The sequence below is a fragment of the Solemya velum gill symbiont genome (genome assembly GCF_002020255.1).
Taxonomy (GTDB): Bacteria; Pseudomonadota; Gammaproteobacteria; order Chromatiales; family Chromatiaceae.
Genome location: NZ_MPQG01000008.1, coordinates 57,061 through 77,193 on the forward strand (window position 1 = coordinate 57,061; position 20,133 = coordinate 77,193).

Annotated in this window: 22 protein-coding genes; 15 read left to right on the forward strand and 7 right to left on the reverse strand. The window is 47.4% G+C overall.

The window, feature by feature from the left end:
- Window positions 1-50: 50 nt before the first annotated feature.
- The 3 genes from BOW06_RS07155 to dksA are packed head-to-tail and all read right to left on the reverse strand — an operon-like array spanning window position 51 to window position 1,981.
- Window positions 51-443, reverse strand: a complete 393-nt coding sequence (locus BOW06_RS07155) for a group II truncated hemoglobin (protein WP_179115140.1) — start codon at window positions 441-443, stop codon at window positions 51-53.
- Window positions 440-1,303, reverse strand: a complete 864-nt coding sequence (gene gluQRS / locus BOW06_RS07160; protein WP_043118636.1) for a tRNA glutamyl-Q(34) synthetase GluQRS — start codon at window positions 1,301-1,303, stop codon at window positions 440-442. Before gluQRS ends, BOW06_RS07155 begins: the two co-directional genes overlap by 4 nt.
- A gap of 54 nt (window positions 1,304-1,357) precedes the next feature.
- Window positions 1,358-1,981 carry an RNA polymerase-binding protein DksA gene (dksA, locus tag BOW06_RS13240; RefSeq protein WP_230209670.1) on the reverse strand — a complete coding sequence of 208 codons (624 nt, stop codon included), beginning with the start codon at window positions 1,979-1,981 and terminating at the stop codon, window positions 1,358-1,360.
- Window positions 1,982-2,226: 245 nt separating this feature from the next.
- Here dksA and BOW06_RS07175 point away from each other — a divergent pair, with 245 nt between their 5' ends.
- The 4 genes from BOW06_RS07175 (at window position 2,227) to BOW06_RS07190 (ending at window position 5,687) form a co-directional block, all read left to right on the forward strand.
- Window positions 2,227-3,396, forward strand: a complete 1,170-nt coding sequence (locus BOW06_RS07175) for a cation:proton antiporter domain-containing protein (protein ID WP_043118639.1) — start codon at window positions 2,227-2,229, stop codon at window positions 3,394-3,396.
- Between the two features lie 18 nt (window positions 3,397-3,414).
- Window positions 3,415-3,876: a methylated-DNA--[protein]-cysteine S-methyltransferase gene (locus BOW06_RS07180; RefSeq protein ID WP_078454591.1), complete on the forward strand. Its 462-nt coding sequence runs from the start codon at window positions 3,415-3,417 to the stop codon at window positions 3,874-3,876.
- Window positions 3,877-3,881: 5 nt separating this feature from the next.
- Window positions 3,882-4,781: a site-specific tyrosine recombinase XerD gene (gene xerD, locus BOW06_RS07185; protein WP_078453215.1), complete on the forward strand. Its 900-nt coding sequence runs from the start codon at window positions 3,882-3,884 to the stop codon at window positions 4,779-4,781.
- Between the two features lie 156 nt (window positions 4,782-4,937).
- Complete coding sequence (locus BOW06_RS07190) at window positions 4,938-5,687, forward strand: DsbC family protein (protein WP_043118643.1); 750 nt, start codon at window positions 4,938-4,940, stop codon at window positions 5,685-5,687.
- Between the two features lie 313 nt (window positions 5,688-6,000).
- Here BOW06_RS07190 and mutS read toward each other — a convergent pair whose 3' ends face one another.
- Window positions 6,001-8,613: a DNA mismatch repair protein MutS gene (gene mutS / locus BOW06_RS07195; protein ID WP_078462838.1), complete on the reverse strand. Its 2,613-nt coding sequence runs from the start codon at window positions 8,611-8,613 to the stop codon at window positions 6,001-6,003.
- Window positions 8,614-8,827: 214 nt separating this feature from the next.
- On the opposite strand from mutS, the gene BOW06_RS07200 reads away from it, so the two are divergent.
- The 7 genes from BOW06_RS07200 (at window position 8,828) to BOW06_RS13335 (ending at window position 13,799) form a co-directional block, all read left to right on the forward strand.
- Window positions 8,828-10,099 (forward strand): tyrosine-type recombinase/integrase, encoded by a 1,272-nt coding sequence (locus BOW06_RS07200; RefSeq protein ID WP_078453191.1) that lies wholly within the window; start codon window positions 8,828-8,830, stop codon window positions 10,097-10,099.
- Window positions 10,096-10,668 carry a hypothetical protein gene (locus tag BOW06_RS07205; protein ID WP_078453190.1) on the forward strand — a complete coding sequence of 191 codons (573 nt, stop codon included), beginning with the start codon at window positions 10,096-10,098 and terminating at the stop codon, window positions 10,666-10,668. The genes BOW06_RS07200 and BOW06_RS07205 overlap by 4 nt, the downstream gene beginning before the upstream one ends.
- A gap of 258 nt (window positions 10,669-10,926) precedes the next feature.
- A complete protein-coding gene (locus tag BOW06_RS07210; RefSeq protein WP_078453189.1) occupies window positions 10,927-11,115 on the forward strand; it encodes a helix-turn-helix domain-containing protein in 189 nt (62 codons plus the stop codon).
- A gap of 115 nt (window positions 11,116-11,230) precedes the next feature.
- Window positions 11,231-11,797, forward strand: coding sequence for a hypothetical protein (locus BOW06_RS07215; RefSeq protein WP_078453188.1), 567 nt, complete (start codon window positions 11,231-11,233; stop codon window positions 11,795-11,797).
- Between the two features lie 202 nt (window positions 11,798-11,999).
- Window positions 12,000-12,794 carry a hypothetical protein gene (locus BOW06_RS07220; protein WP_078462839.1) on the forward strand — a complete coding sequence of 265 codons (795 nt, stop codon included), beginning with the start codon at window positions 12,000-12,002 and terminating at the stop codon, window positions 12,792-12,794.
- A gap of 104 nt (window positions 12,795-12,898) precedes the next feature.
- Window positions 12,899-13,588, forward strand: coding sequence for a hypothetical protein (locus BOW06_RS07225; protein ID WP_078462840.1), 690 nt, complete (start codon window positions 12,899-12,901; stop codon window positions 13,586-13,588).
- Window positions 13,581-13,799, forward strand: a complete 219-nt coding sequence (locus tag BOW06_RS13335; protein ID WP_306292348.1) for an HGGxSTG domain-containing protein — start codon at window positions 13,581-13,583, stop codon at window positions 13,797-13,799. The genes BOW06_RS07225 and BOW06_RS13335 overlap by 8 nt, the downstream gene beginning before the upstream one ends.
- Window positions 13,800-14,044: 245 nt before the next feature.
- Here BOW06_RS13335 and BOW06_RS07235 read toward each other — a convergent pair whose 3' ends face one another.
- The 3 genes from BOW06_RS07235 to BOW06_RS07245 all read right to left on the reverse strand — a co-directional run bounded on the left by BOW06_RS07235 (window position 14,045) and on the right by BOW06_RS07245 (window position 17,019).
- Complete coding sequence (locus BOW06_RS07235) at window positions 14,045-14,302, reverse strand: hypothetical protein (protein ID WP_078462841.1); 258 nt, start codon at window positions 14,300-14,302, stop codon at window positions 14,045-14,047.
- Between the two features lie 22 nt (window positions 14,303-14,324).
- Window positions 14,325-15,398: a nuclease-related domain-containing protein gene (locus BOW06_RS07240; protein ID WP_078462842.1), complete on the reverse strand. Its 1,074-nt coding sequence runs from the start codon at window positions 15,396-15,398 to the stop codon at window positions 14,325-14,327.
- A 64-nt stretch (window positions 15,399-15,462) separates the two neighbouring features.
- Window positions 15,463-17,019 carry a restriction endonuclease gene (locus BOW06_RS07245; RefSeq protein ID WP_078462843.1) on the reverse strand — a complete coding sequence of 519 codons (1,557 nt, stop codon included), beginning with the start codon at window positions 17,017-17,019 and terminating at the stop codon, window positions 15,463-15,465.
- 240 nt (window positions 17,020-17,259) lie between these two features.
- On the opposite strand from BOW06_RS07245, the gene BOW06_RS07250 reads away from it, so the two are divergent.
- From BOW06_RS07250 to BOW06_RS07265, 4 genes are all read left to right on the forward strand, one after another.
- The gene (locus BOW06_RS07250) at window positions 17,260-17,589 is read left to right on the forward strand and encodes a hypothetical protein (protein ID WP_144077456.1); all 330 of its coding nucleotides are present in this window, start codon (window positions 17,260-17,262) and stop codon (window positions 17,587-17,589) included.
- 86 nt (window positions 17,590-17,675) lie between these two features.
- A complete protein-coding gene (locus BOW06_RS13340; protein ID WP_078453488.1) occupies window positions 17,676-17,873 on the forward strand; it encodes an HGGxSTG domain-containing protein in 198 nt (65 codons plus the stop codon).
- Entirely contained in the window at window positions 17,870-19,369 is a 1,500-nt protein-coding gene (locus BOW06_RS07260; RefSeq protein WP_078462844.1) for a COG3904 family protein, read from the forward strand. The genes BOW06_RS13340 and BOW06_RS07260 overlap by 4 nt, the downstream gene beginning before the upstream one ends.
- Before the next feature lie 93 nt (window positions 19,370-19,462).
- Window positions 19,463-20,119 carry a hypothetical protein gene (locus tag BOW06_RS07265; protein WP_078453492.1) on the forward strand — a complete coding sequence of 219 codons (657 nt, stop codon included), beginning with the start codon at window positions 19,463-19,465 and terminating at the stop codon, window positions 20,117-20,119.
- The last annotated feature ends 14 nt before the right edge of the window (window positions 20,120-20,133 follow it).

The following is a 20,133-nucleotide window of genomic DNA, read 5'->3' on the forward strand; positions in this document are numbered from 1 at the left end:
AGCCCTGTGATTGATGGCATAATCGCCCCACGATGATACTTTGAAAATACTCAGTGTTCCTGGTTACGCATATGATCCGCCGTACGCAAAAAAGCATTATCAAGAAATGCTCGAAGTTTAGGCTCTATATCCATGTCATCCATAGCTTTATTCATGCATAATAGCCACTGGTCCCGTGCTTCCTCCGTGACCGTAAAGGGCATGTGACGACGGCGCAGCCGGGGGTGACCATACTCGGCTTCGTAGAGTCCTGGACCACCGAGCCAGCCGCTGAGAAATTTGAAAAGCTTGTCTCGTGACACGCGCAAACTCTTCGCATGCATCTCACGGACCGGTTCAACTTCTTCCAGTTCATCCATGTAGTCGTAGAAGCGATCGACCAGTTCACGCACTCTCTCTTCACCGCCAAGGAGTACGTAAGGCGTTTCATCCTGTATGTTCATTTCGGGACCTGTTCTATTAACCAGTTTCTGGTTGCCTGTTGCCAGAAGCTGTCGATTGTATCGGCTTCAACCGCAGCTTGTCCGAGAAAATCGAGTGTGAGATTAAGCGTTTCAAGTGGTCGTTTAGTATCAACAGGGTGTGCCGCATCACTCTTGCTGAGTTTGTTTCCGTTGTCATCCATCACCAGGGGCACGTGTGCATAATCGGGTGTTTCCATGGCCAGCAGCTGTTGCAGGTAGATCTGCCTGGGTGTGGAGACCAGCAGGTCACGCCCACGCACGATGGAGTTAATTTTCTGATCATGGTCATCAGCGACGATTGCCAGCTGGTAGGCGAACAGGCCATCGGCCCGTTTGAGGACAAAATCACCGATATCCCTGTCCAGCTGCTGGGTGTAAGTTCCCTGTATACGGTCGTTGAACTGAATCACACTCTCGTCAGTAATGATCCTGAATGAAAACTGGGTTGCACCTTCACGCATACCGCTGCGGCAAGTGCCCGGGTAGACAAGTCCGTCGACTCCAGCTTTTGCCTCGGCTGCGATCTCCTTGCGGCTGCAACTGCATGGGTAGACGAGTTGCCTGTTACTCAGTTCATCGAGCAGTGCCTGGTAACGTTCGGTTCGGCGAGACTGGTACTGTATCTCGTCATCCCATTCGAAACCCAGTGCTTCGAGCGTGGCAAGAATGGATTCAACAGATCCGGGTTTCTGACGGGGCTGGTCAAGGTCATCGATACGTACGAACCAATCACCCTGGTGATGACGGGCATCGAGATAACTGGCGACTGCTGCAACCAGCGAGCCAAAGTGAAGTGGTCCGGATGGGGTAGGGGCGAAACGTCCGCGATAGTGGCGCATCGTTCAGATGGGGCAGCATGCCGCTGATTCGGGCATGCTGCCAAGCCAGTGGCCTCAGGCCATCTGTTTTTCCTTGATCTCTTCGAGTGTCTTGCAGTCGACGCAAAGGTCAGCTGTTGGCCTTGCCTCGAGGCGGCGAATGCCGATCTCGACACCACATGAGTCACACCAGCCGTAATCTCCCGCATCCAGGCGGTCGAGAGTGGAAGTGATTTTCTTGATCAGCTTGCGCTCGCGATCACGTGTGCGCAGTTCGAGGCTGAACTCCGACTCCTGTGAAGCGCGGTCATTCGGATCAGGAAAGTTGGCCGCATCATCCTGCATGTGATGCACGGTACGGTCGACCTCTTCCATCAGGCTCGCTTTCCAGGCGTTGAGAATGGCACGGAAGTGTTCTTCCTGGGCCTCATTCATGTACTCCTCTTTTTTGGTCGGCTCGTAGGGAGCGAAACCAAAGGTACCGAGGAGCGAGCTGTCATTTGCCTGGGCAGCGGTCGCTTTTTTCTTTGTCGCGGCCTTCTTTTTTGCCACAACTTTTTTCTTGGCTACTGCCTTCTTTTTTACAGCAACTTTTTTCTTGGCTACTGCTTTCTTTTTCACAGCAACTTTTTTCTTCAGGGCAACTTTCTTTTTAACTGTTGCCTTTTTCTTTGCCGCAGCTTTTTTCTTTGCGGGCATAGGGTTCTCCTGATCCGGGATCATTTGCGCTCGTTATCGGCCCGTTGAAATCGTCAAGTCGGGCCCAAATTCAGCACGATAAATATTCAAGCGCGCTATCTATAGCAGAAACTCTCTTTTCAGACAAGCAAAATACGTTACCTGATAATTCATGAAACGAAAAGAGTTGCATGCAAAAAACAGGAAAAAACCCTGATTCAGCAGTATGGTATGTTAATAGTTTGCAACTGAAAATAGTAGTTGGCGTGGAACAGGATCCCTTTGTTTTTACCATTTTTTTGATTTTCACCGGTGCTGCCGTGATGGCGACACTGGCCCTCTATGCGCGCCAGTCTCTGCTAGTCGCCTACGTTGTTCTTGGCATTCTGCTCGGACCCTCGGTGCTTGGATGGGTAGGGCATGCAGGACTGGTCGAGGATATCTCGCATATCGGAATCATCTTCCTGCTTTTCCTGCTGGGTCTGAACCTGAATCCTGCAGAATTGCTGCACATGATGCGCAAAACCTCCTGGATTACACTGGTGAGCTCTCTGCTCTTCGGTCTCGGTGGCATGCTGGTCGCGCTGGTGTTCAGCTTTGGTTTTGAAGAGGCCTTGCTGATCGGTGCCGTAATGACCTTCTCGAGTACAATCATTGGCCTCAAATTGCTGCCAACCAGTGTGCTTCACCACCAGCGTACCGGAGAATTCATCATCAGCATCCTGCTATTGCAGGACTTGCTGGCAATCGGGCTGTTGATCTATATCCAGGGACGTGGCAGCGGTATTGAATCCGTGTGGACGCCACTGCTGCTGATTCTGAAATTGCCGCTGCTCGGACTGATTGCCTGGTTGATTACCCGCTACCTGCTGATTAGGCTGATCAGGCGTTTCGACAAAATTCAGGAGTATATTTTTCTCACTGCCATCGGCTGGTGTCTCGGTCTTGCCGAGCTGGCGCTTGCCATGGGGCTCTCTGCCGAGATTGGTGCCTTCATTGCCGGCGTTGCGCTTGCCTCCAGTCCGATTGCGCTGTTTGTCTCCGAGAGCCTCAAGCCGCTGCGTGATTTTTTCCTGGTACTCTTCTTTTTTGCCCTGGGTGCAAAAATGGACTTGTCAGTCGCCATGCCGGTGTTGCTGCCAGCGCTGATTCTTGCTGCACTGAGCCTGTCGCTCAAACCACCGGTGTTCCGCTGGCTGATTGAACGCCTCGGCGAGTCGAAAAAACGCGCCTCGGAGATCGGTATACGCCTTGGCCAGTTGAGCGAGTTTTCCCTGCTGGTTTCAGTGGTGGCACTCGAGGCATCCGTGATCGGCCACAAGGCTGCCTACCTGATTCAGTTTGCAACCCTGTTCAGTTTCATTGGTTCGTCCTACTGGATCGTGCAGAAACTGCCGACACCAATTGCACTTAAAGATGAGCTGCGTCTGGATTAACCTGGTGGAGAGAAAAGAATGAACTTTGATCTCGTCGTGAATACGCCAGTTGGCAAGGTTGGCATCAACCTCGATGGCAAGCAGGCTTTTGATGTCACTCTCCAGCCTGACGTCAGCCGCGCAAAAACGCCTGCGCAGCACGCCTGGCTGAAAGAGTGGCTCGACTCCTATTTCGAAGATGCATCAAACTGGTCGGCGCTGCCGGTTTCACTCTCCGGAACAGATTACCAACAGCGTGTCTGGAGTGCCCTGCGTGAACTCGGCAGCGGCGAGGTGGTGACCTATGGTGAGTTGGCAAAGTCACTTGGCAGCGGCCCACGCGCGATAGGACAGGCATGTCGAACCAACCCCTGCTCATTGCTAGTGCCATGTCATCGCGTGGTAGCCGCCAATGGCAGGGGGGGGTTTCACGGGCATAGTAACGGCAGCTGGCCGCAAATCAAGTCATGGCTGCTGAAACATGAGGGTGTCGAAATTTGAAAACCGTGCGCGCGGCCGATCAGACACAGATAGAGGCGTTCGCGGATGCCCTGTGGCTTGAGCGCGGCCTCAGTCGCAATACACTGTCGGCGTATCAGACTGACCTGCGTAAACTCTCTGAATGGTTGAGTGCAAGCGGGCAGTGTGAGCTGGTTAACGTACGCCGTGACCAGTTGCAGTCATACCTCGCGAAACTCGCCGGTAGCAGCCACAGCAGTCGCAGCGTGGCACGTTTTCTCTCCGCGGCGCGCCAGTTTTACCAGTGGCTGAGCAGGGAGGGGCGCATTCAGACTGATCCCACTGCGCAGATCGAGGCGCCAAGGCTGGGACGGCCATTGCCCAAGTCGCTCACCGAGGGCGAGGTTGAGGCGCTGCTCGAGGCGCCTGATCTGTCTACGCCGGAAGGATTTCGTGATCGCACCATGCTGGAACTGCTCTATGCGACCGGGCTGCGTGTTTCCGAGCTGGTTGGTCTTGGCATGGAGTCGGTCAGCCTCAACCAGGGACTTGTACGCGTGATTGGCAAGGGTGACAAGGAGCGCCTTGTACCTCTCGGAGAGGTGGCCGTTGACTGGATTCAGCGCTTTGTCGCAGAGCATCGCGGCGAACTGCTGAAAAAACAGGTCAGTAGCGCCCTGTTTCCGACACGGCGGGGAGGGGGCATGACACGCCAGGCCTTCTGGTATCGAATTCGCAAGCATGCTCAGACGGCGGATATCAAGAGCCATCTCTCGCCCCATACGCTGCGCCACGCCTTTGCAACCCACCTGGTCAACCATGGCGCCGACCTGCGTGTTGTGCAGATGCTGCTCGGGCACAGTGACCTTTCCACCACCCAGATCTACACCCACGTCGCCAGGGAGCGCCTGGAAAATCTCTATAAAAAGCACCATCCGCGTGCCTGAAGGGCGAGCAAACCGATAAATCCCGGGGAAGATGTTTGCCCTGATTTCGCGTATGATGCGCGATGTTATTTATGTCGCCTGGTAGCGAATTTTTTTGCAAGTTTTCTGTCAAAAGCAGGGTCTCTACCAGGTGGAAATCAAACAACAGGAATAGAAATGAAATTGAAACTGATTCTCTCGAGCATCTTCGCCTCACTGCTGCTGGGCCAGGTTGCCATGGTGTCTGCCGCGCCAGCATCGGATGCTCAACTGCAAAAGCAGGTAGAAAAAATACTGGAGAAATTTGACGCCAAGGGTGCGGAATTCACAATTAATGAATCTTCTGCCAGTGGCTTGCGCGAGGTAGTTCTCGGGCAGGAAGTCTTCTTTTTGACCGAAGATGGCAAATATATTGTTCTCGGCAATGTGCTTTCAATCGACGAGGGCATGCGCAACCTTGCTGAGCAAACACTCGGAAAAATTCGCAAGCCTGTACTGGATACAGTCAGCGATGAAGAGATGATCATCTATGGCAAGAAAAATGCGAAGCACACGCTGACTGTCTTCACCGATGTGAACTGCTCTTTCTGCCAGCTCTTTCACAAGAAGATGGGTGAAATGACAGCCGCCGATATTCGCGTTAAGTATGTTTTTCTGCCGGTTATCACGCCGAGCTCTTATGAAAATGCCAAGTCTGTCTGGTGTGCAGCTGACAGAAACAAGGCGCTGACCGAAGCCAAGGCAGGCAAAAAGATGGCAACGGCATCTTGTGATACGCCAATCGACAAGCACATGGAAATTGGACGTGAGTTGGGCATCAATTCAACCCCGACGATTTTCCTTGCCGATGGTTCCAAGTCGAGCCTCAACTGGACAAAAATGAGTGGTGGCGAGATTGCTGCTGCGCTGGATGAACTCGAGAACTAAGAGAGCAGAAGACGCATTCAGGCCATTGTTATACCGGCCTTGAGCCGGTATCCACACCCACCCTCGTCATGCCGGCCTTGAGCCAACATCCAGGAGTGTGTGCACTGTTCCTGATGAACCCCGGGTCGAGCTCGTGGTGACAATCGCGGCGATGGCGCCGCTCCTACAGAATGATGCAATACCCGGATCCCCACCTTCGCGGGGATGACGGAATTGTATAATGCACAAACATCGTCATCCCGGACGAAGAAAGGCGAAGGCCCGGGATCCGAACACCGCACAAACCATGCAGGAGCCTCATCCCAGGGGCGATTCAACTCTCCCGCTGCAGTGCCTTCAGTGTATACAGCAGGCTCAGCGCCTCTCGCGGTGTCAGCTCATCAGGATCAATCTCCTCAATCTCCTTCTCAATTCTGCTATCAGGCTCCGGATCCGGGCTGAACAGCGGCAGCTGGCTACTGGACAAGTCTGACTTTGCGGCATCGCCCTGTTCCAGGCTCACCAGCTTGGTACGTGCACGATGAATCACGGCTCTCGGCACACCGGCTAGCTGGGCAACTTGTAAACCGTAGCTCTGGTTTGCAGGCCCTTCCATGACTGCATGCAGAAATACGATGGATTCTCCCTGTTCAACAGCATCGAGGTGTACGTTGACAATACCGTCAAACTCTTCCGGGAGGGAAGTGAGTTCAAAATAGTGGGTAGCGAAAAGGGTCAGCGAGCGCAGCCCTGTTGCCAGTTCAACCGCGCACGCCCAAGCCAGTGAGAGGCCGTCGAATGTGCTGGTGCCACGCCCGATCTCATCCATCAGCACAAGTGAGTATTCGGTCGCGTTATGCAGTATGTTGGCTGTCTCTTCCATTTCAACCATGAAGGTCGAGCGTCCACCGGCTAGATCGTCCGATGCGCCAATGCGAGTGAATATCCTGTCGATCGCGCCGATACTTGCCGCCTCAGCAGGCACAAAACATCCTGCGTAGGCCATCAGCACGATCAGCGCATTCTGGCGCATGTAGGTCGATTTACCGCCCATGTTGGGACCGGTGATGATCAGCATGGTGCGTGCGTCACCGAGCTCGGCACCGTTCGGGATGAATGGCGTATCATTGACCGATTCCACCACCGGGTGGCGACCTGCCTTGATCGAGATTTCTCTCTCTTCTGTCAGCTGCGGACGCGTCAGACCGAGTGTCATTGAGCGCTCGGCTAGGTTGGCCAGTACGTCGAGAGTGGCGACGGCTTCAGCTGCTTCCTGCAGGCTGCTGATTTCTGCTGCAAGCAGATCAAACAGCTCATCGTAGAGTGCCTTTTCACGTGCCAGCGAACGTTCACGTGCACTCAGTACCTTGTCCTCGAACTTTTTCAGTTCCGGGGTGATGAAGCGCTCAACGTTTTTCAGTGTCTGGCGGCGTACATATTCGTCTGGTGCGGATTCAGCCTGTGCCTTGCTGATCTCGATGTAATAGCCATGCACCCGGTTATAGGCGACCTTGAGCGTGGCGATACCGGTACGCTCCTTTTCGCGCATTTCGAGATCGAGCAGGAACTGGTCTGCATTCTGTGACAGGTCACGCAGCTCATCCAGTTCTGCATCATAACCGACTGCAATGACACCACCGTCGCGTAGTACCACGGGAGGATTGTCGATAATCGCTCTCTGCAGCAGGGCGGCTGTTTCAGGGCGGGGCTTTGCCATGCACGCCAGCTCAGTCAGCAGGCCCTCGCTGAACGGCTGCAGCAGTTGCTGCAGTTCTGGCAGCAGATGCAGCGAATCACGCAGGGTGGCAAAATCGCGCGGGCGTGCACTTCTCAGTGCAACACGTGCAAGGATACGTTCAATATCACCGCAGGCACGCAGCAATTCGCTGATTTCTGCATCACAGCCGGAGCGGGTCAGCTCCTCGGTTGCATCATGACGGTTGCTGACGATGAGGCGATCACGTAGCGGACGGTTGAGCCAGCGACGAAGCAGGCGGCTACCCATCGGTGTAGTGGTGTGATCGAGAATGCCGGCAAGGGTATTTTTCCTGTCACCGGATACCGTCTGTTCGATTTCAAGATTACGACGAGTTGCCGCATCGATAATGATGGCGTCATCGTGACGCTCGATCGTCATGCCACGCAGATGCGGCAGTGTGCCTTTCTGAGTCTCCTCGACATACTGCAGCAGGCAACCCGCTGCCGCGACCGCCAGCGGCACATCGTCACACCCAAAACCGCTCAGATCGCGGGTGCTGAAATGACGCGTCAGTTCTGCAGTTGCAGTGTCGAATTCGAAATGCCACTCAGGCCTGCGTGTGATGCCGGTTTGCTGTCCCAGGCTCTCTTCAGTATTCAGGCTTTCGGAGACGAGCAACTCCTGCGGCTGCAGGCGCTCAAGCTCCGCGCTGAGATCTGTCCTGTTGTCGAGTTGCTGAAGAAAGAATCGCCCGCTGCTGATGTCCAGCACTGCGAGCCCATAATCATCGTTGTGGCAAAGGGCTGCAATCAGGTTGTCGCGTCGCTCTTCAAGCAACGCCTCGTCGGTGACTGTTCCTGGTGTGACGACGCGTACCACCTTGCGTTCAACCGGTCCTTTACTGGTTGCCGGGTCACCGATCTGCTCGGCGATAGCGACAGACTCACCGGCACGCACCAGGCGAGCAAGATAGTTCTCCGCGGCGTGATAGGGCACGCCACACATCGGTATAACGCCTCCGGCAGATTTGCCGCGCTTTGTCAGTGTTATGTCGAGCAAACGAGCGGCTTTTTCTGCATCACCATAGAAAAGTTCGTAGAAATCACCCATACGATAAAAGAGCAGCATATCTCCAACTTCTGCTTTCAAATGCAGGTATTGCTGCATCATCGGGGTATGAGAATTTTTCTGGGTGTTCTTTTGTGCCTTGTTCTGACTAGCTTTGATGTTGTTATCGTCTTTTTTCATCAGTATTAACAAGGCTTCTTCATGTGTATCTGTCTTTTCAATTCCGTTCTACAGGTTTCAATGAACATCAATGAATCTCAGTTTTTAGTGTAGCATATAGTGTAATATGCTACACTTTAACAAAGGAAGTGTAGTATTTCCTTCTGTTGAAGCACAAAACCCAGTGCGCTAACACTGGGTTTGCTGACCACGCAAACCTGAGAAGGAGGTTAATGTGACTGCTGATATTGTAGAGCTGCCATCACGCAGACGCAAACCAATACCTGCAAAGCCCCTGACCGCACTGAAGGTTAAAAACCTCAAGTCCGGTGTCATATCAGACGCACACCCGTACCGTGGACTGAGACTCAGAGCGAACAAGAATGGTACGAAGACTTGGATGTATCGCTACAGGGCTGACGACAAACTCAAACAGATCAAACTAGGCACTTATCCTGCAATGGAGCTATCCGAGGCTCGTGAGGCTCTATTAGCGCAGCGTAAGCTGCGGGAGCAGCATCTAGACCCTCGGCTGGTAGCAGATCAGAAGAAGGAGCAAGCTCGCCACCAAGCCCGTGAGGCAGAGAAAGGCTTATTCGTCTTTGCTGTGATGGTTGAGCAGTATCTTTCGGAGCGTGTTGAGAAAGAGCGAAAACCAAAAGGCGCAAAAGAAGTGAGGCGTCTACTTGAACGTGATCTCGGTGAATTGGCAATTCTTCCTGTTATGGATGTAGAGCCGGAATATCTGCATGAACATATCCTTTCGATCGCAAAACGTGCACCTGATGTAGCACGGGTATTCCGTCAGGAGTTGGCTAGGGCATGGCGTTATTCCATCAATACCGGACGTACCAAAGCCGCTTGTCAGATCAACACCGATACCGGAGGTAAGCTCACACAAGGCAAGCGTGAGCGTTTTCTCAAGGAGGAGGAACTCAGGAAGTTACTGCCTTGGATGCATCATTACTCTCGTACCGTTCAGGATGCACTTACATTGACACTATACCTTGGTCTGAGAAGTGGCGAAGTATGCAAGCTGAGGGATGAGTGGTTCACGCAGGATATGGATGGCTGGTGGCTGGTCATACCTGCCAAAGAGATGAAAAAGCACCACTCTGACCATCTTGTACCTCTGACTGGTACTGCACTTGCTATCGCAAATAGAAGGTCTGGTAATGGATTGTGGTTTCCGTCCCGTACTGGTGGTTCAATACAACAGAAGGTATTGGGGGTTGATGTCTATGCCCATTCTGGTCGGTCACAATCAGATAACTACAAAAATCACACAATTTGTCCTGTGACTAAATGGTCACCGAACGATCTGCGCAAGACAGCGCGTACACACCTTGCAGCGCTAGGTTGTCCTTTGGAGGTCGCCGAATCAATCCTGCATCACAAACTCTCTGGTGTTGCTGGTCTATATAACCGACATACTTACAACAGCGAGAAGCGAGTATGGCTGACTAAATTGGGCGAGTATTTTGACTCACTGGGAGGTACGGCATGAACAAAGAGAGATGGCTGAATGAGCCATTATGGACACTTGATGAGTGCGCACAACTTTGTTGTGGTCATGATCCAGATGAATCTAGAGGGGTTGACGGAAAAGACGATGAACAGATTGAGAAACTCTACGTTGCAATTAAAAAGGTTAAGGAAACCATCAATCGTGCTGTGCGGGCTGAAACCTTGGAGTGCATAGAGAAATCCGGAGTTAGTAAAGGCGATAGAGTCTTTGATGCGGATAAATTATTTAAGCCGAAAGTAGTCACTGCATGGGCAAGCAAGCGCTATGATGATTTCCCATTTAAGCCCGAAGATTTTGCTTCTCTATTCTCTGGAGAAGATGAGGATGGAATGCCAAAGCTGTTGAGTATCGCTATTAATGCTTGGCAGCGGGTCTGGGTGGACAAAGAACTGGGAGATAAGCCGCTAGCCAAGACGATCATTCCATGGCTAGACGAGGAGTTTGGTCTCTCAGACGAGGAATTGAAAGCTGGTTCGAGGAAAGCTCAGGCGATAGATATGATTATTCGCCCTGATAACAAAAAGCAAGGTGCAGTCATTACTAAATGATGCGTATACGGGTGGTCACCTACGGGTGATCACCCGCCTACAAAAGTAATTATGCCAAAAAAATCCCACCACCCATCAGCGCTATATTCTTCAATTAATTTGGTAAGTACTACATGGGTGAACACCTACGGGTGACGAAAGAAAGTATTAGATTATCACCCACATTGACCTGCTTAACTTGCATGTAAATAGCAGGAAGTTTCAGACAATAGTAACTGGCTTTCTGCTTGTTGAAACCACAAGCAAGAGGCAAGACTGATGGCATTACCTGAACACTTACAAGTACTTCAAGACCCCACTCTTAAACAAACTAGTGAAATCCTGCAAGTATCACCTGCAACAGTTTGGCGGTTGTGCAAGAAGGGCATCCTCAAGAAATACAAAACTGGGGGTTGTGCCCGCATCAATCGTGAATCAATCGAGGCGCTGAGAAATAGCGCAGCATAAAGAAACCTGCACCGGACGGCTTCCGAATGCAGGTTCTTTTTTGTCTCGACAAGACACGAGTAATTATAACTGCTTCTGGCTACCTGTGCAGATTATCGACAAAAGGATAATCAGCATGAAATTTAAGATTATGAAAGTTGCCGACATCCGGAATATGCCGGAGTGGGCGGAACATGTTGCGGCACTCGATGATCGCATCAATATCAACATTGACTCAGTTTCACCGCTCAGAGCGCTGGTGCTTTACAGAAACCGTGTAGCATCTAAAGAAACGTATAACTCAGTGGTCTACACTAGACCAACTGGAGATGTGTACTCTTTTCTTGTCAGCGATACTGAAAGGCTGATACTCAAGGTGTTACAGCGTAATTATTGGGTTGAGAGTACTGACTTGAAAAGTAGTCGCTACGAGATTCGCAAGGGTATCTCTAACCTCAGACAGGCTGGTGTGACAATCTGCACCAGTAGGATCAAGCACGATGATAGCGAATTATCTGTAGGTGTCTGGCGACTGTTGGGCGAGATCATTCTTGTACCAACTGCCGAAGATATGAATGTGTCTACTCTGATCGAAATCATGCCCAGTCAGACCGATGCTGCTGTTATTGAGATCAACAAGGCAATGATAGCTCATAGTAAGCGGCTGAAAAATATTGATCAGTTGGCAGGTGGTGCGGAATGAGCAGGGATGACCAACGTGCCCAGACCATCTGTAGATTGGTCAAAAAGGGCGGTTTCAGAGCTAAAATTGATGCTAAGTGCTGTGAATGTATCTATGACCCTTGCTCAGAAGGATCATGGCGAAAGCAGGTCGAACAATGCACTTCTTCGAGCTGCCCGTTATTTGACGTAAGACCTGTCAGTAAGTATGGCTAGCTTCTCTCATGCTGAATTCTGATCTGGAAATTGCGGAAAACGTCACGGCATTGGCGGAAGCGCGAATTCAAGAGCGTAATAAAATTGGACGCTTTCGTCGCAAGCCTCACACTTTTGCAGTTATTCCAATGGGCATCCTCCAAGACCTCGTGCCTCTTGGGCGTAAGAAATATCGCTCAATTGTTGTGGCAGTCTGGATCAGCAGTCTTTGGGATGGCTGGACTGGGCGCAATGACAGAAAATCGAGACACATTCCACGCCAAGACGTATTGATGACGAAACGTTGGATGCATCAGGAGTTTGGCTACTCGGAGAGTACCATTTATGATGCTTTAATCGATCTACTAGGCACTAACCAACTAGAGGTGACGTCAAAGGGTCACTATTCAAAGAACGGTGCTCAGGGAACGAAATATCGACCAAATTGGATGCCTGCTAAAGGACGGAAAATATTTGTATACTGGGGGCTTCTGACTTCAGATGCATTCCTGAATTTGTCGATCACAGAACAAGCTGTTCTGATTCTTTTACACGTCCATCACCATCGAAAAATCAACCGACTGACACTTAGTGGCGGCGCATTAGTCGAGTTTGGCATCCACAGAAACCGCTTGCCTGAGTATATAGATAAATTTCGCCATACAGGACTGCTAGATCACGTTGAGGGGCACATCTATGCATTTAGCTGGTTCGACGAGAAAGGTAGCCCAATATTTGACCACCTGAATAAAAATACTGATGCACCTAACTCATACAGCACATGCACCCAACACATACCAAAGAAGATTTCTGTGGCTGGTTAAATATGCACCTAACTCATACCAAAGAGAGGCAGTTGTCATGCACCTAACTCATACCACTACATATATACCACTACCCATAGTGATTGGGATGGTGGAGTAAGCATATGTCAGAAAAGACAAGAACCAATGAGGCTATCGAGGCACTCAAGTCCTCTCAGATAGAACGCAGAACAGCAGGCTGCCATGAAGAACATGGTAATCATGTTGAGGCGTACCAATGCCACCAGATGGCAAACCTTGAGGAGCAGCGCTACGATGAACTAATGCAGCCTGATAGCTCGGTGACGGTTAGTAACGGAGAAGTTATTCCTGATGGAAAAGAAACAAAAGACATTTTCATCCGTGACACACTTAAAAACCTAGATAGTGCAGCACTTGATGCCAGTCTGGCGAGGACGAACCTCTTACTGCAGGATCATCTCGATGTGTTGGCGATCGGAATTGATGCGACAAATAGTCTAGATGATCCCAATAGTCTTGAGAAAATGCTCCTTCATCAGGCATCAGCTAGTCATATTGCAAGTATGGAGCTGATGAATCAGGCGATGGCTCGATTGAATAAATTGAATAGCTATAACTCAAGTGAGCGTGAACAAGCTTCAATTCACTGCGGCAGACTCCTAAACAGTTACGCTCGTGTTACATCCAGCTATCAACAGTCACTGCTGACCTTGCACAAGTTGCGCAATGGTGGAAAACAAACCGTGACAGTGCAACACGTCAACGTGGAATCTGGCGGTCAGGCAGTCGTAGGGGATATCCACCCAAGGGGGCAGGAGAAGGTGAGTGGGTAAATGGAAAGGACGACCCCATGGGGAAATTGTCAGATGTGGGGCTAAGACGCGTCAGGGGCATTCTTGTGGTCATTACGCTATGAATAATGGCAGGTGTCGGTATCATGGTGGGAAGAGTACTGGTGCGAAGAATCCGAGACTAAAACACGGCTACTACACCAAAGAATCGAAAGTATTTCGCAAATTGATTTCGCAGTTATTCGACAAATAGTGACCAATTTAATATCAAATTAGAAGCCACACACCGCAGAGCGCTTTCATGCAGATCGGGAGGAATTCCAAGTACGCGGGGGATTTTATGAAGCTCGCGCTCAGGGCGCAAGCGCGGTGCTGTCGTGAAAACCCTGAAGGAGTATGACCGGATCATAAGTGCCTAGATGTGTTGCCGGTAGGTATGATTCGGACTCTAAATGAGAAAATGTCTGCTTCGGCTAGAAGCGTCCAATATTTCCTTCTTCAGTGATATGTCTCACTCTTTCTCATCCAGACATAAAGACCGATCAGCGTGGTCATATCGTCTCTAGTTAGCGTACAAGCAGTACCAAATTGCTCGATTATTTCCTCGCCAGACATGCTTAGGCAGGCAATTAAGATTGACTGGGCATCATCCTTCTGCCTATCTGAGTAATCACCTTGTGCAATAAATCCATTGAACGCTGATGCCAGTGCCTCGGCTTCATCTAGAACACATTCTCTAATACTAAGATTCTTCATTAAGAATTTGTTATGTGTATTTTCACATTCTTTTCTTTAAATATTCGTAGATACCTTTGGCTTCTTCACCATTAAACATTTGATCAAAATACTGTATGTAACCGATTAACTCATTTAGAGATAAGATTTTTACATGTTTGAATTCTTCTTTAGGCTTTTCATTAGTCATTACGATAATATTTCTGATTGGTATTTTCTTGTCGCCCCAATGATGGCGTACAAGCTTAATATCGTTACGTTTTGAATCACTATTCAGCAATACAAAAAGTGCGAAGCTAGTTCTTGAGATTTGTTTGACAGGTGATCTAAGGTCAAGGCTGTTTACTGAAGCTTTATTCCAGTTTTTTGTTTCAAGTAGAAATACTCCTGCCCGACTAATTAGAAGATGATCAATCTGAATGCTGAATATTCTGTCATTTTCTTTTTTATTGTAAATTGGCGTATCAAATTTTAATGAAAAGTCGTTTATCAAATAGCAATCATCAGGTAGCTGCTGAAGCTCTCTCACAACAGAGCTTTCCCCAATTGCACCAGCGATTACTGGGTAAAGCCCATCAATAACCTCTTTTGTATAAATCAAATCATCAAGAGACTTTTTGCAGCGCCCTGAAATAATAGCTTCTTTATTCTTTAGGGAATCATCGATTTCATTCTGTAATTGAACCACTGTATTTTTTGCACCACTTGTTTTCTTCTTGAGAATGCTATCTAAATTATTTTCTAGGCTAGTCTTCTGACGAGATAAAGATTTGATTTTAAAGTAGTAGAATGCTCTAAAGAATAAGTTTCTATTACTCTTGTCGCTTACCTGCTTAGTTTCTACGTCGAGATTTCGTATTTTCTGATTTAATTCATTTCGAATCTCAGCTCTTAACTCATCATAGGACTGTTGATGAGCAATCAAGGTAGACTGTTTGCCTTGTATTTCTTCATCAAATGCATCCTCAATACGACTCGGCAGTTGATTTTTCTCAGCCTCATATTCCTTAAGAAAGCGATTTATCTCACCAATTGAATTAAATCTGGATACACCACTTTTATTTAAGGTTTCTTTCAGTTTTTTAAGAGGCTCTATTTGTCCATCTACAATGGTCATATCTAGAATCTACAGTTACGCTTGTATCACATCGAGGTAACGACAATTACTAGCGAAGTAACGCCTATGCATTAGTTGCGCCAGTCCATCGAAAAGCCCTCCGAAATCCTTCTGCCTCTGCTTCTGCGACTGTCAATTTATAACACTCTCCCCGATGCTGTTCAATTTTTGTCGTATCGTATTGTTGATCAAAAGGGAGGTGATATATACGTGCGCCATCCTTTCCTGAGATATTGCACTTAATACAAGGGTATTGCTTAATTTGATCATTTTCTGTGAACTCTACGCCTAGTACTGATGCAAACTGCTTAGCTTCTGGTGAAAGTTCGAAAGTCGTCATGATGATTGGTGTGATGGAATCCATGTCAATATTCTTGATATGAGCGTAATACAGTGAAGCACCAAAAATTTGTGCTACTGTATTTTCACGTACAGGTCTGCCCTTGTTAGATGAAAGCCGTTTACATTGAATTACTTGAGTTTGTCCGTTTTTCGAACAAACAAGGTCTATGCCTAAGTCATTTAGTCCCTTGACTGCTCCGTGGTAAATCACATCGTAACCATCTTGCTCATAATTGTATCCAACATAACGCTCATACTGAATCCCCGCAGCCCATGCGTTCCTTTGCCTGTAGTTCCAGTATCTCTCTAATGCCAATTGATTCCTTTCAGTTGCCGACATTTCTTTCCACTCTGCTGCAGAAACAAAAACACGAATAGGATCATCTCCATTAGCGGTCAATTTTTTAATCTCTTTCTCTTGTCGCAAGCCTTCTACCACGTCTTCAACAGAAAAGTCCTCATACTCAACTAACCATGGTGCTTGCGCTTCATATAAAGCAACACGATTCTTAAGAATGTTCACTTCTTGCCTCAACTCTCTTGCTGCTGCCCTAACTTCTTTAATATCTTCCGCGGCTTTAAATGCAGGGTGTTTTTTAGTTTGTAAATAATTAACTTTTCTCTCATCGATGGTTTTTTGGAAAAAATCAGCCCACTCAATGAGTGATGGGAGAAGTGCGCCGTCTTTCATTATTTTTTCTATGGCATTTGAATATATGTCCTGAAGCAATATATTCTGCGTCTTGATTTCGTCATATGCCTCTACTAGTTCGCTGTTACGTCGTGACACAGATATGACTGATGATTGATACCGTTCGCGCCAATCTTCAACTACGTTATTGGCTTCTTTAAGTTTATCTTTTAGATCGGAGGTTTCTAAAAGTTTATCCCTTAGATCGGAGGTTTCTAATCTTGCTTGGTTGAGATCGGACTTTAACTTATTAATATCTCGTGTTTGATGATTGTTCTGGACATTATTACTTAACGTTGATTCTTGTAGTTCCCGCTTTAGAATTTCTTCCTTAATGTACCGATCTTTCTGGTAGCTATATGTCTTATATGCAAGGCTCTTTGCTTCTTTCAATTTTTGCTTGAGGTCTGTAATTATTGAACCAGCCTCTTCGAGTATTGATTTCTCAGCAAGACTAGCTGTAATCTCAGACTCTCTCAATTTCTTCGATAATTCTTCTCTTTTGTTGTTCCCGAATGACCAGCCAATTGCACCACACGCAAATGAATAAGCCAAAATACCAACGATCAACGTAGCATCATCACTCATAAACCCACCTAATAAATATGCATAATAATTAGAGTTCTTTTTGCAGCATACCACCCTAAGCCGATAGTCATTTATTAGAAACAATCAACAACAATATCGACTATAATAAATTTGTGAAACGCCGCCGATTTAAGTACCAACTTGCGGGCGGGATAGAAAATCAGCTAAAGCGGGATGGTCTTCAGCCTCATGACCAGCGCCTGCTGGGTGTGATTGAGGCAACAAACTGGAGACACAATCATGAGCAATCAATTCAAAGTTGGCGAACTCGTCATTATGCAGAAGGCTGATTATTGGCTTGAACATGACGGTATGTTAGCGGTGGTGATTGAACCATATGCAAATCGTTATGCAATCGATCTGAGGACTGTTGAGAAACGCTGGGAATGGACGTACGTCGTGAAAGTGCTCATGAATCCAGCAAGGGTGGTTGCGGCAAGACCGGATCAGATGAGAAAGTTGCGTGACGATTCACCGGAAAGCCACATACAGGAGACCGCGCATGAGAAGCTTTCTAAGCTGAATTCAACGCATAAAAGTAGCGAAGGACGTAAAAACTTCATGGTCTAATGTCGACTATTGTTTAAGCAACGGACATCATTAGAGTATTAAGGAGCAGCGCAGTAGGTAAATGGAAAGGTCGACCCCATGGGGAAATAGTAAGATGTGGCGCAAACACTCGCCAAGGTCATCCATGTGGACATTTTGCCATGAAAAATGGAAGATGCCGGTATCACGGTGGAAAAAACACTGGAGCAATCAATCCGAAAATCAAACACGGTTACCACACAAAAGCATCTCTTCAATTCAGAAAGTTAGTATCGAAAATATTAAGGTCAACAAAACTCCAATGAAAATAATAAAGCTGGTAGCCTTATTTGTCTATATAACACTTATAGCTAATACGTCACACGCAGTTGATTCTGACTCTGCATTCATTGACCACTACACTGATGGCGACCTATTTACAGAACAAAATCAATATGACAAGGCAATATCTTCGTATAGTCGAGCCTATGATAATGCAACAACAAATGAAGAGAAGATTAAGGCAGCAGGTGCAAAAGCTCAATTATTTTTTACTGTCTGCAATTATTTTCCCAGTCTGATTTGGGTCGGTAAAGTTCTAGAATTGGATAGGGATAATGCATGGGCTATCAATTTACAAAAACTTGCTAAACAGAAGCAAGAATCAGATGAAAAATGCTCTCACTTAGTGGTTAGTGAAACTGATCATGCTATAGAGGAATTTGCAAATAATTCAGAAAAACTAATTACCGAGCCAATGATCTTTAAGGCAATCCTGCCATGTAGTGGTAGTAGTTGTAGAGAATATATACTCGCAATTGGTCTTATTACTGAAGATAGCCCGCAAAAACTCGAAGCTGCGATAAATGAGAATCCATGGGTAAAAGATGTAATGTTCCATAGCCTCGGTGGGAATCTAATAGCAGGAATAGAAATGGGTCGCATGATAAGGCACAACAATCTCAATACGCATATAGAGAGGTCATATTCTACTGAGGTGCTGTATAAATCCACAAAGTACCAATATGCCTCTAGGGATTCTTTGGCAATAGTTGAAGACCCTGTGTGTTATTCAGCATGTGCATACGCTTTTCTTGGCGGTCGAGATAGGACAATTGATTCCGATTCGTCATTTGGCATACATCAGTTTAAATCTGACCTTGGTATCTCATTAGAGAGTACTACTCAATTAATTTCAGCTGTATTGGGTGAATACCTTGTTGAGATGGGAGTTGCGTCAGAGCTGCTAACAGTCGCCTCGGCTACAGCAAGTGAAAGCATGACCTCTCTTGATGGAAGGGCGCTGGAAGCTTTAAATGTTATTACTACACGGAAGTATATTAAGCAAAGGTGGGAAATAGCCGTTGATGAAAGGAATAAATTAGTTGCTAAAGTTTCACAGCCTAGCGATACAGATAGTGAGTATCAGCATACATTATTGGTCTATAAAAATAACGACATGTTTGTAGGAGTGGCAATAACTACTGTTCCGTACCCTCTCTTCAAAGATAATAGCTCATGTTTAAAACGCCTATCAAATGATGCTCCTCCTCCTGATCAGTTTTCAGTTGGGTATGACATAGACCTCAGATTCGGTAAGGATGAGTACTCGTACTTAATAGAGGATTATTTTGTTGCAAGTGATGAAAAATCGTTTGGCTTGGTTTTCAATATTTCAAATGAAGCGTACCGAAAATTGCGTGAAGGAACGCAATTAACATTAGTATATTTTCCAGCAAGGATATGTAGCCAGCATGATATATTTGTCACTTTCCCAATTGAAAATCAGAAGAGGATATTAACAGCTATCGCTACACACTAATATCAATTCTGTTCAATATTGTTCAGCTTCAGGTAGAAGCCTAAGCGGATATTCAAAATATATACGTTGTAAAGTACTACATGAGAAAAGAACATGATTAACGCATTTGTAAACGTTATTGAATCTCCTTCAAGTCGAGATCTTCTTGATGGGCGTACCGAAGGGCGCATGTTGGTAGAGGCATTAACATTAGCAGAAATACCTAGTGCATATAACCTCGTTACAGATTTAGAAACATTCCATGAGGCTATAAATGTTCGCCTTCGTGCTGCGGCTAGAGAGCATGACAAAGTACCTATCCTTCATTTTTCTATGCATGGCAATGAGCAAGGTATTCAATTAACGAGCGGTGAGTTTTTATTGTGGCAAGAGTTAAGAGGTTTGCTTTTGCCTATTCTGCGAGGGACACGGGGAACTTTACTAATATGCATGTCATCATGTGTAGGTGATGCAGGCGTTAAAATGGCAATGAATACAGATGATGAGCCTAGCTTTTGGGCGTTAGTCGGTAATACGCAGGAAGCTAGTTGGGCTGATGCGGCGATTGCATTCTCTTCTTTCTATCATCTGTTTTTTAAAGAGTACAATATCAACGTATGTGTAGAATCCATGAAAGTGGCTTCTGGAGACCATAACTTTGTGTACCACCTAGGAGAACAAACGAGATTGAACTGGCTAAAGTTTTTTCAAGAGCAGGGAGAAGCCCAAGTAAATACGGCGATACAGGGCTCAGATAATAATGATGGGTAATAAAATATGTAATA

Excerpts from the sequence above, each read along its gene's own strand:
- BOW06_RS07155 (WP_179115140.1), bottom strand. The coding sequence starts at position 443 with ATGAACATACAGGATGAAACGCCTTACGTACTCCTTGGCGGTGAAGAG.
- gluQRS (WP_043118636.1), bottom strand. The coding sequence starts at position 1,303 with ATGCGCCACTATCGCGGACGTTTCGCCCCTACCCCATCCGGACCACTT.
- dksA (WP_230209670.1), bottom strand. The coding sequence starts at position 1,981 with ATGCCCGCAAAGAAAAAAGCTGCGGCAAAGAAAAAGGCAACAGTTAAA.
- BOW06_RS07180 (WP_078454591.1), top strand. The coding sequence starts at position 3,415 with ATGAACTTTGATCTCGTCGTGAATACGCCAGTTGGCAAGGTTGGCATC.
- BOW06_RS07190 (WP_043118643.1), top strand. The coding sequence starts at position 4,938 with ATGAAATTGAAACTGATTCTCTCGAGCATCTTCGCCTCACTGCTGCTG.
- mutS (WP_078462838.1), bottom strand. The coding sequence starts at position 8,613 with ATGAAAAAAGACGATAACAACATCAAAGCTAGTCAGAACAAGGCACAA.
- BOW06_RS07205 (WP_078453190.1), top strand. The coding sequence starts at position 10,096 with ATGAACAAAGAGAGATGGCTGAATGAGCCATTATGGACACTTGATGAG.
- BOW06_RS07210 (WP_078453189.1), top strand. The coding sequence starts at position 10,927 with ATGGCATTACCTGAACACTTACAAGTACTTCAAGACCCCACTCTTAAA.
- BOW06_RS07215 (WP_078453188.1), top strand. The coding sequence starts at position 11,231 with ATGAAATTTAAGATTATGAAAGTTGCCGACATCCGGAATATGCCGGAG.
- BOW06_RS07220 (WP_078462839.1), top strand. The coding sequence starts at position 12,000 with ATGCTGAATTCTGATCTGGAAATTGCGGAAAACGTCACGGCATTGGCG.
- BOW06_RS07225 (WP_078462840.1), top strand. The coding sequence starts at position 12,899 with ATGTCAGAAAAGACAAGAACCAATGAGGCTATCGAGGCACTCAAGTCC.
- BOW06_RS07235 (WP_078462841.1), bottom strand. The coding sequence starts at position 14,302 with ATGAAGAATCTTAGTATTAGAGAATGTGTTCTAGATGAAGCCGAGGCA.
- BOW06_RS07240 (WP_078462842.1), bottom strand. The coding sequence starts at position 15,398 with ATGACCATTGTAGATGGACAAATAGAGCCTCTTAAAAAACTGAAAGAA.
- BOW06_RS07245 (WP_078462843.1), bottom strand. The coding sequence starts at position 17,019 with ATGAGTGATGATGCTACGTTGATCGTTGGTATTTTGGCTTATTCATTT.
- BOW06_RS07250 (WP_144077456.1), top strand. The coding sequence starts at position 17,260 with ATGAGCAATCAATTCAAAGTTGGCGAACTCGTCATTATGCAGAAGGCT.
- BOW06_RS07260 (WP_078462844.1), top strand. The coding sequence starts at position 17,870 with ATGAAAATAATAAAGCTGGTAGCCTTATTTGTCTATATAACACTTATA.
- BOW06_RS07265 (WP_078453492.1), top strand. The coding sequence starts at position 19,463 with ATGATTAACGCATTTGTAAACGTTATTGAATCTCCTTCAAGTCGAGAT.